This is a genomic window from Deltaproteobacteria bacterium PRO3 (assembly GCA_030263375.1).
GTDB lineage: Bacteria > UBA10199 > UBA10199 > DSSB01 > DSSB01 > DSSB01.
Window position 1 is genome coordinate 1 of record SZOV01000110.1, and the last position, 9761, is coordinate 9761.

Annotated in this window: 8 protein-coding genes and 1 tRNA gene; 6 read left to right on the top strand and 3 right to left on the bottom strand. The window is 60.6% G+C overall.

All coding sequences use genetic code 11. The features are described from left to right. The 3 genes from FBR05_13215 to FBR05_13225 form a co-directional block, all read left to right on the top strand. Window positions 1-491: hypothetical protein (locus FBR05_13215; GenBank protein MDL1873139.1), on the top strand; the 491-nt coding region annotated here is incomplete at its 5' end. A 1035-nt stretch (window positions 492-1526) separates the two neighbouring features. Next, complete coding sequence (locus tag FBR05_13220) at window positions 1527-2891, top strand: OmpA family protein (protein ID MDL1873140.1); 1365 nt, start codon at window positions 1527-1529, stop codon at window positions 2889-2891. Window positions 2892-3361: 470 nt separating this feature from the next. Continuing rightward, complete coding sequence (locus FBR05_13225) at window positions 3362-4384, top strand: hypothetical protein (protein ID MDL1873141.1); 1023 nt, start codon at window positions 3362-3364, stop codon at window positions 4382-4384. 44 nt (window positions 4385-4428) lie between these two features. On the opposite strand, the gene topA is transcribed toward FBR05_13225, so the two are convergent. From topA to FBR05_13240, 3 genes are read right to left on the bottom strand one after another with little or no spacing between them, the layout of a single operon-like run. After that, entirely contained in the window at window positions 4429-6732 is a 2304-nt protein-coding gene (topA, locus tag FBR05_13230; protein ID MDL1873142.1) for a type I DNA topoisomerase, read from the bottom strand. A gap of 39 nt (window positions 6733-6771) precedes the next feature. Further along, window positions 6772-7935, bottom strand: coding sequence for a DNA-protecting protein DprA (dprA, locus tag FBR05_13235; protein MDL1873143.1), 1164 nt, complete (start codon window positions 7933-7935; stop codon window positions 6772-6774). 44 nt (window positions 7936-7979) lie between these two features. Further along, window positions 7980-8339 (bottom strand): integration host factor subunit beta, encoded by a 360-nt coding sequence (locus FBR05_13240; GenBank protein ID MDL1873144.1) that lies wholly within the window; start codon window positions 8337-8339, stop codon window positions 7980-7982. Window positions 8340-8697: 358 nt separating this feature from the next. Between FBR05_13240 and FBR05_13245 the strand changes: the two genes are divergently transcribed. From FBR05_13245 to FBR05_13255, 3 genes are all read left to right on the top strand, one after another. Continuing rightward, window positions 8698-8773: transfer RNA gene (locus FBR05_13245), tRNA-Arg, on the top strand. After that, a complete protein-coding gene (locus FBR05_13250; protein ID MDL1873145.1) occupies window positions 8748-9506 on the top strand; it encodes a hypothetical protein in 759 nt (252 codons plus the stop codon). Before FBR05_13245 ends, FBR05_13250 begins: the two co-directional genes overlap by 26 nt. Then, window positions 9503-9733 (top strand): hypothetical protein, encoded by a 231-nt coding sequence (locus tag FBR05_13255; protein ID MDL1873146.1) that lies wholly within the window; start codon window positions 9503-9505, stop codon window positions 9731-9733. The genes FBR05_13250 and FBR05_13255 overlap by 4 nt, the downstream gene beginning before the upstream one ends. Window positions 9734-9761 lie beyond the last annotated feature (28 nt).

A 9761-nucleotide genomic window follows, 5' to 3' on the forward strand; every position in this document is an offset into this window, starting at 1 on the left:
AGCGCCTCTCGTTGCGGCGCGCCCAGGCGATCCGCGACGCGCTGATCTTCTACGGCGTGGATCCGGCGATGATCACCCCGCTGGGCCGCGGAGAGACCAACCTGGTTTACTACTACGACCAGGCCTCCGGCCGCCGCGGGGACGCCCACAGCATGACCCGCGCAGAAGTCACCATGCTGAACCGCGACGGCATCCGAGGAACGGCCCTGACCGACGAGGTCCGCGGCCGCCAGGCCACCAACCGCCGCATCGAGATGTTCGTCTGCATGCCCAACTCGACCGATCCGGTCTGCACCGCCCTCGACACCGAGGTGCGGGCCAGCGCCGGGACGGTCCCCGGGGCGGACGGTGGGGTCAGTGCCCCGATCAGCACGATCACCTCGGGCGATGCGGGGGCCCCTCGGACCGAACGGCGGGAACGCCGTCGGGAGGAAGCTCCCGTGGCCTCGGGCGCCGATGCCGGCGGACCTACGGCGCGCAGCGACGAATAGTTTGGCAATTCCACGGGTTAGGACCGGGGTTGGAAAGGCGGTGTGGCGCTGCCGGACCGGCTCCGGTCCCTAACCTTTATTAAAGACAGATTTTTGAACGGATTTCGGGGCCTTCTCCAGGCCCGTTTCGGCAAACCAAGGGGGCACAGCGCACAACCGAGTTCTCCCCTCTTCTTTTTGGAACCCCCAAAAGGCGCGGCATCCTTTTTTCATTTTTTTCCGCAACTTTAAAAAAACCCCCGCGATAAACCGTTCGACGTAAGTCACAGCAGCATTTTTAAAATTTGTCTAATTTCCCCCTGAAAGAGGAGATTTGGTATGACGCCACCAGCCAAACCCGCCGCTTCGGGCAGTGTATCTGCCGACGCAAAAGTTGAAACTCCCCCTCCCCCCGCGGTCGAAGGCCCGAAAAAGCCTGAAGACAAGAAGGCCGCCGACGCGAAGAAAACCGAGGAAAAAGATCCCCCTCGCCTTGAGTGGAAGTTCAGCTTGGGCTTCGGGCCCGAGACCATGGGCGGTCGCAACGGCGGACTCTTCGCCATCGACAACATCTCCCAATTCGGGGACTTCACCCATTACCTGCTGAACGGCGCCCTGATGCACGACTTCAACAGCGGCACCTTCCGCGTCCGCGGCGGCGGCCAGTTGCAGTTTGACGGCACCAAGGGCAACGAGAACACCGGCGGCAGCAGCCTCTGGAACATCGGCCTCGGCCCCCGCGTCGAGTTCGACTGGAAGCGCGCCTACGGCGACGGTCTCGGCGGCGTCCTGGTCGGTCCGGCCAGCCTCGGCATCTACGGCATCCTCGGCTACGGCTGGGGCACCACCAACGTCGACGGCGGCTTCCAGCTGCATAAGCAAAGCGGCTTCGGCACGGCGGTCGGCGCGGACGTCAACGTCGTCGGCTTCAACGTCGGCAACGTCCACATCGGCGCCGACTTCTTCGCCCAGACCAACGCCATCTACGGCGGCGACTTCAACAACGCCGGCTGGGCGCTGGGCGGATTGCTGACCTTCCGTCCCTCGACCAAAAAGATGGTCGAAACCAAGTACGAAGAAAAGTGCGACGGCGCCAAGCGCTCGATCGACTCCTACGTCGACAGCATCGCCCAGCTCCGCGCTGACAACACCAAGGTCAAAGCCGACTTGGATGAGCTGAAGACCTTCCTCGAAACGGGATCCGATCCGCTGACCACTGCCAACATTCGCGATGCCCTCTTCTACCGTCAGGTTCGCCTGGCCTTGGTAAAGGGCGGAGCCGATGAGAAGCAGGTTCGTGAAGCCCTGAAAAAGGCCTATTTCGCGAAGAAGGAAGGCAAAAAGTCCGAAGCGGAGATCGACGCTGAAATCGTCAAATCCGTCAAGGACCTCAAGCCGGAAACCCTCGCCACTGCCAAGACCGACGCCGAGAAAAAGTATCCCACGGGGTACGACTTCTGGGCCCAGGTCACCGGCGACCCCGTTCCGACCGAGCTTCCTCCCAACGTGAAGGACCTGGATTGCAAAGAAATCGACTTGTGGGTGGAGCGCCTGCACGAGGAGGAGCTGAAGCTCACGCGTCGCAACGAGGGCCTGCACCAAAAGTTCGACACTGCGGTTCTGGTCGACGCCCTGAAAGATCTCCTCGGCAAGAACATCGAAGTTATCGAGCGGATCCACGGCTTCACCTTGGACATCGTCCAGCCGAACTTCGCCCTCGCGAAGCCGACGGACGCCGACGTCAAACGCCTCGAGGAGTACGTGAAGAAGAACGCCGGCAAAACCCTGGATCCCAACGATTCGGAGTTGAAGAAGATCGCCAAACCGGTCTTCGCCCTCACCGAGTTCGAGCTCGAAAACATGAAGGACATCGCCGACAAGATGAACGGTCTCAAGGCTCCTTCCGCCACGAAGTACGACAAGGTCGATCCCAACGAGGATAAGGCCAAGTACGACTGGATGAAGAAGGTCACCTGGACCATCGAGGGTCACACCGACTCGCAAGGCTCCAACGCCGACAACCAGGCCCTTTCCGAGCGTCGGGCCAAGTGGGTCAAGCTACTCCTGGTCGGCTTCGGGGTCGCCGAAACTCGCCTCGACTCGATCGGCTACGGCGAAGAGCGCCTGGCCGTTCCGGAAAAGGGCGATTACAAACAGATCCAGACCGCCCAAACCAAGAACCGCCGCGTCATCATCCGGGTCAAGGGTGAGCTCACCTCCGCCCCGATCAACCAGATCCCGGACGGCAAATCGGTTGCAGTCGATCCCAACAAGCCGCCCCCCGAGGGCGAGCCGAAGGACGACACGGGCGGCGGCAAGAAGCCGGCTCCGAAGAAGGACAATCCTCCTCCTCAGACGCCGAAGAAGGACAATCCTCCTCCTCCGCCACCTAAAAAGAAACAAGGCGACCCTGATTTCTAGCCAAAAAGCCCCCTCCGGAAGGAGGGGGCTTTCTTCTTCCACTTTCTTGCCACTTCACCTCCGACTAATGATCGCAAAACTCCAACCGCGCTCTCGCGCGACGGCAAATTAAGATGCTACCGCTCATTATCCTGGGGAGCGCCGTCCTGTTTCTAGGGGCCTGCGGCGCTTCAACCAAGAAACGAAAATCTCCTCCTGGTCCCAAAAAGCCGGAAACACCCCCTCCCTGCCTCAACTCCGAAACATATCCTACAGCTTATTCTAAGGACCTATGGCAAACACGTTGGCAGAAGCTTTGCTCCGGGGCCCCGGTAGGAGGTTTCCATACGAAAGAATTGTTCAATAAAGGTCCAAAACTACCTGGCATTCCTTGGAACAACCCACTCGAGGCCGATACCGCGTCTCGTTCGGCGGTAATGCCGGCATTGCCTGAGCCTGGAGAGTCGGAAGTTCCCCTAAAACGGCGGGTCATGACCTCCGTCCACGGCCCTTATGATATGATTTTGGAGTTTCCAAAGGGCATGGCTTCCGCCACGAAACAACTGCTGGAATCCGTTTTTCAAGAGCTTAATGAATATCCCGCGACACCGGTTCGTTTCGCACGGTGGACTGGACGCGCTTCCGAATACTGTTCCCAAAATCCCAAAAATAAAGCCTGCGGGGAGCTCCACTCCCTCCTCCTCCACCCCGCGGATATTTACCCCGGTTACTTACCGACCCTCGTTCACGAAATGGGTCACGCCGTCCACTCGTCGCGATTCAAGGGAAACTCATCGTGGAGCAGGGTTTTTGAAGCCCTTCTCCCCGGGAAGAATTACGAAATCATCGACGACTCAAACTATATTCCCTGCAGCCCAGATTCGCCCGGCCACCCCTACTCGAACGAAGGCGAAGCCTTCGCATCGGCCTTCTTTTCCTATTATTTAGGAGCGGACACTTTTCGAAATTATTTGGAAAGCCCCTCTACCCCAGAAATAATGAAAGCGGCGGGGGCCTTGGCTTGGACCTTTATGCGCGATCAAGTTTTTAACGGAAAGGTCTTTACGAAAGATGGGAAAGATCCTTTAGCACCTTCGTCCTTTCAGAAACTTTTGGCGGAATGGCCGAGTTCCGGAAGCTCTGATTATTGTTCGGCGCTACAAGACCCCGAACCTTTGGCTCAACTTGCCGCGGCCGGACGACTCTTCGACAGGCTTCTCAAAGAGGACCAAGAAGCTTTTTTCATCCTCTTAGGCTTTAAAAGCCTCGATCCAGCCGTTCAAACTCAGATCGAAGAAGACTTGGCGAGGTATGTTAGGGATATGCCGAAATTGCGAAGCTGGCTCGTCGATGCTATGGCTATTGACGACGAAACCACTCGCGTCCGAGCCGTAAAACTCATTCCCGCAGACCCCTCATGGGAAAAGATTTTTCAAGATGCGCTTCAAGACAAGTTTCCGGAAGTGAGACGACTCGCCGCCGAAAAATTAAAAAAGATTTCCCCGTCACCATAACTTTTCGAAAAAGCGAGCGGATTGGGAACGGAGAGCATTAAAAATTAACCCTCTCCCCCCGCCGCGGCGGCGGGGGTCTCCAGGTTGCGCGTATAGCCGCACTCTTTGTTGGGGCAGGCGACGCGGTTGCCGTCTTTCTTGCTGTATTTCTGCAAAAGGAACTTCGAGTCGCCGTTGGGACAAGGCTCGGGGATGGGCCGGTCCCAAAGCGCGAACTTGCAGTTGGGATAGCCGGTGCAGCCGAAGAAGGACTTGCCGCGCTTGGTCTTGCGCTCGCTCAGCGGCTTGCCGCACTCCGGACAGTCGACGCCGATCGGGATCGCCTTGGTGGACTTGCACTCGGGGTAGCGGCTGCAAGCCAGAAACTCGCCGAAGCGCCCGCGCTTGAAGACCATCGCGGCCCCGCACTTCTCGCAGACCTCGTCGGTGGTCTTCTCGGCCGCGGCCTGGTAGGCCCCGCCGGCGGCGCGCTGCACCTCTTTGGTGTTCTTGCACTCGGGATAGCCGCTGCAGGCGAGGAACTCTCCGTGGCGTCCCCACTTCACCACCATCGGCTTGCCGCACTTCTCGCAGCTTAGATCCGTGGCGATCTCCTGGCGCTTCAGGTCCTTCATGTCGACCTTGGCCTTCTCGAGGGTCTCGGCGAAGGGTTGGTAGAAATCCTGCAAAGTCGCGACCCAGGTGCGCTTGCCCTCTTCCACCTCGTCAAGCTCCTCCTCCATCTTGGCGGTGAACTCGATGTTGAGGATCTTGGGGAAATGCGCGGTGAGCAGGTCGTTGACGATGGTCCCCAATTGGGTCGGGTGGAACTTGCCCTCGAGTTTCTCGCAATACTTCTTATCCTGAATGACGCTTAAGATCGAGGCGTAGGTCGAGGGGCGGCCGATGCCCTTTTCTTCCAGCTCTTTGACCAGCGACGCCTCGGTAAAGCGCGGCGGCGGCTGGGTGAAGTGCTGCTTGCCCTCCAGGCCGAGCAGATTGAGGGTCTCGCCCTCCTTCAGATCGGGCAGCTGTGAGGACTCTTCTTCCTCTTCGGGGACGACGTCCGCCTCGTCGTGTCCTTCCATATAGACTTGCGTGAAACCGGCGAACTTGAGGATGGAACCCGTGGCGCGGAACAGGGCCGGCCCCGCAACGATATTGAAGGTGGTCTGGTCGTAGACCGCCTGGCTCATCTGGCAAGCGACGAAGCGCTTCCAGATCAGCTCGTAGAGGCGGAACATGTCGCGCTCGAGGAAAGCCTTCACCCGCGTCGGCTCGTACTCGATGGAGGTGGGGCGGATGGCCTCGTGGGCGTCCTGGGCAGCCTTTTTGCTTTTGTAGACCCAGGGTTGGGGCGGCAGGAAGGCCGCGCCGTACTTTTGCGAAATGTATTCCCGCACCTGGGCGACCGCGTCGTCGGAGAGCCGGGTCGAGTCGGTGCGCATGTAGGTGATCAAACCGACCAGCTCGCCGCCTTCCAGCTCGACGCCCTCATAGAGCTTCTGCGCCAAAGTCATGGTCTTCTTGGCGGTGAAGCCCAGCTTGCGGGCGGCCTCTTGCTGCAGCTTGCTGGTGACGAAGGGCGCATAGGGCATGCGCTTGCGCTCGCGGCGGACGACCTCTTTAAGGACGAAGGGCGCGCCTTCGATCTTGGCGCGCAGCGCGGTTACCACCGCCTCGTTGCCCAACTCGGTCTTCTCGCCGTCGACCTGGGCCAGCTTGGCTTGGAAGGCGGGCGGCAGCGAGCCCTCGAGGTTGGCGGTCAGCGACCAATATTCGACCGGGACGAAGGCAGCGATCTCTTTCTCGCGCTCGCAGATGATGCGCACGGCGACCGATTGCACGCGGCCCGCGGAAAGCCCGCGCTTCACCTTCTCCCAGAGGATGGGGCTGATCTTGTAGCCGACCAGGCGGTCGAGGATGCGGCGGGCCTGCTGGGCGTCGAAGAGATGCGGGTCGAGCTCGACCGGCTTCTGGATGGCCTGCTGCACCGCCTTTTTGGTGATCTCGTTGAACAGGACCCGGTGGACGACGCGGCCCTCTCCCTTTTTCTTCTTGCCGCCGAGACCCTTGATCTCGTTGGCGATGTGCCAGGCGATCGCCTCCCCCTCGCGGTCGGGGTCGGTGGCCAGGAAGACCTGGTCGGCCTTCTCGGCGCTCTTGGTGATCTCGTCCAAGACTTTTTTCTTACCCTTGATGACGACGTAGGTGGGCTGGAAGTCCTTCTCGATGTCGACCCCCAGCTTGGAGGTCGGAAGGTCCATGATGTGGCCCACCGAGGCCTTCACGGTGAAATCCTTGCCGAGGTATTTCTCGATGGTCTTGGCCTTGGCGGGCGACTCCACGATGACTAAATTTTTTGCCATAAAACGACTCCCGGATGCGGTCAGGTCATTCTATTGTTTTCACTCGGGATTTGACAACAAATCCCGGCCGAGGGCTCGCAATTGAAAATAAGAGCCGGGCAATTCCTCGGCCAAGCCCTTCAGGCAAAGCTGCATCAGCAGGCCCGCCACCTGGGGGTTGGGTAAATGGCTTAAGTCCGTGATTTTGTCAATGTGACTTGGCTCAAAAGCGATTATTTCCAATAACTTACGTTCGGGGCCGCGGAGGGGGCCCGGCGGAGGATCCGGCTGAGACGCCCCCAAACCAGTCCCCCCTTCGGCCGCACTATCCTCCGCCTTTCGCGGTTCGGCGAAGCCCAGGTCCACAAAGATCTCCCGCCCCTCCAACAAGAGTTTGGCCCCCTCTTGGATCAGGCGATGGGCGCCCCGGTTGCGGCCGTCCTCGATCGATCCGGGCACGGCGTAGATCTCCCGGCCCAGGTCGAGGCCAAAGTCCGCGGTGAGCAACGCCCCGCTCTTCTCGGGGGCCTCGACGACCACCACCGCGTCGCAAAGGGCGGCGATGAGGCGGTTGCGCTTAGGAAAATGCCAGGGTTCCACGGCGCGGTCCGGCGGCGTCTCCGAGAGCAGGAGCCCGCCTTCTTGAAGAATCCTGCGGGCCAGTTCGCGATGCCGGGCCGGGTAGATATCGGCGAGGCCGGAACCGAGGACGGCGACCGTCTTCAGACCATGGCCCAGGGCGGCCCGATGGGCCATGCCGTCGACGCCCAGGGCAAGGCCGCTGACGATCACCGGATCGAAGCCCTTCATCTCGGCGACGAGGCGACCGCATATCTCCAGGGCGTAGCGCGAGGCGCGGCGGGTGCCCACCAAGGCCACCCAGGGACGGGCCCTTGCGAATATTTCCCAATCTCCCCGGAAATACAGGCCGCAGGGCGGGTCGTAGAGCTCGTGGAGCCGGCTCGGGTAGCGCGGGTCTTGAAAGGAGATGAAATTAGGGCTGGGAACGAAGGCGGGGGCGTCTTTCAGGGCCGCCGCCAAAGCGCGACTCGCCTCTTCCGGGAGAAAGGACGACCCGCCCCGGAGCAGTTCCGGGCCCTCTCTTTGAAAGCGCTCCCAATCGCGGAAGCGTTCCGCAAGGCGCCAAGCCGTCTTTCGGCCCAAGCCGTCGACACGCGAGAGAAACTCCACAAGTGTATTGTAGGTAAGAGATTCCGGCCTCATGAGAGGCGGTTAACTGCAAGGCGAATACCAGCCCGAGGCGACGGTCAATGCGAAGCGGGATGAACGGCCGCCTCGCCGCCACGCGAGACGTCCGAACCGGACGAGGAGGAGCCGGAGGGGGCCGCGGGTTTGCCGTCGACCCTTTCTTTCAGCTCTTTTCCCACCTTGAAGAAGGGAAGTTTTTTGGGCTGGACCTGGATGGACTCGCCGGTGCGGGGGTTCCGACCGGTGTAGGAGCCGTAATCGCGGTTGACGAAGCTGCCAAAGCCGCGAATTTCAATACGATCTCCCTTGACGAGGGCCTCGGTCATCGAATCGAAGACGAGATTGACGACTTCTTCCGCTCGCTTTTTCGGGATATTGCCTTTTTCCGAAATGATTTCGATCAACTCGGATTTATTCATCGCTTATCCCCCCTTTACGGAAAAATTCTCCAGATCCCTTAACCCCCTAAAATTACTTTAAAAATACCAGCGGAGCGCCGAGGCGGTCAACCCTTAACTTTGGCGAGGAAATTTGCCGAATTCCGAGGGCCCGTCCCATGAAGTAACCACTTGGTTATTTTGCACAGGATTCAGCGCAAAGCCTCTCGGACGGCGGATCTGCGGGTGGATCTCGGAATGGGGAAAAATCCGGCTCGCGGCGAGGCCGCGGTCGGCAGCAAAACGAAGTCGGAGCTATTTTTTTTCTGCTTCCGCGAAAAAAGAAAAGATTTTCCGATCGACAGCCCCCGGCTCCTTCGTTAAATCCCCTCTTCCACCCGCCCCCGTAGCTCAGTGGATAGAGCAGCGGTTTCCTAAACCGTTGGTCGCATGTTCGATTCATGCCGGGGGCGCCACTTTCAAAGCCTTCGTGCCTCAAAATCGACCGCATTCCGGACGCCGGAGTCCGAACATCGAATCATTCCCGCCGCCTGTTGCAAATTAAGCGACCCCGGCCTTGGCCCGCGCCTTGCTTTTTTTCGAGGCATGAACTTTCGCCTCGACACCGAAACGGATCGGCAACTCCGCCTCGCCCCGGAATTTCAATTCTATCTCCCGCCCGCGCCCCGGCCGGGCCCGCGGACAGGGCAGGCCCCGCCATCCGTCTCGACGACTAGACTCTCGGCCGGCGCCCGCCAACGGGAATTTTTTCAGCGGATGCTGCCGCACGCCCTCGCCGCGCAGGCGCTGACCGGCGTCCCCGCCTCGGTCTCCCTGGCCCAGGCGGCGCTCGAATCCGGCTGGGGACACCATGCGCCGGGCCACAATTTCTTCGGAATCAAGGGAACGGGGCCCGCGGGCTCGCAGCGCCTCGCCACGCGCGAGTTCCGCGACGGGGCCCCGGTACGAACCCACGCGAAATTCCGCCGCTACCACGACCCCTTGGAGAGCTTCCTCGACCACGCCCGCGTCATCGCCGAGGGACGCCACCTGCGCCATGCCATGAACCACAAGAGCAACGCCCGCGACTTCGTCCGCGCCTTGCAATCCGGCAGATACAAGTACGCCACCGACCCGCGCTACGCGGACAAGGTGATCCAGCTCATCGAGACCTACGGACTGACCCGTTACGACCGGAGCGCGCCGTGAAGCTGCTCGACGAGGCCAAGATCGAAAAGCTCCTGCGCGCGAGGCCCGAGCTGGCGGAATTCTGGCGCAGCCCGGTCCCCCTCTTGCTGATTCGATCCCGTCCCTGCCGCGTGGACCCCGTCTACGAGATCCAGCTCGCCTTCGACCTGGGCGACCGCCTCGAGACCTGGCGCTGGCTCTGGGTGGACGCGCTGGAGGGCCGGGTGATCCGGCAGTTCCCGCCCTAGCGCGGCCTCGAAGCGATCGCTTGATATT

Coding starts and splice junctions, on each gene's coding strand:
- FBR05_13220 (MDL1873140.1), top strand. CDS start 1,527: ATGGTCGAAACCAAGTACGAAGAAAAGTGCGACGGCGCCAAGCGCTCG.
- FBR05_13225 (MDL1873141.1), top strand. CDS start 3,362: ATGACCTCCGTCCACGGCCCTTATGATATGATTTTGGAGTTTCCAAAG.
- topA (MDL1873142.1), bottom strand. CDS start 6,732: ATGGCAAAAAATTTAGTCATCGTGGAGTCGCCCGCCAAGGCCAAGACC.
- dprA (MDL1873143.1), bottom strand. CDS start 7,935: ATGAGGCCGGAATCTCTTACCTACAATACACTTGTGGAGTTTCTCTCG.
- FBR05_13240 (MDL1873144.1), bottom strand. CDS start 8,339: ATGAATAAATCCGAGTTGATCGAAATCATTTCGGAAAAAGGCAATATC.
- FBR05_13250 (MDL1873145.1), top strand. CDS start 8,748: ATGTTCGATTCATGCCGGGGGCGCCACTTTCAAAGCCTTCGTGCCTCA.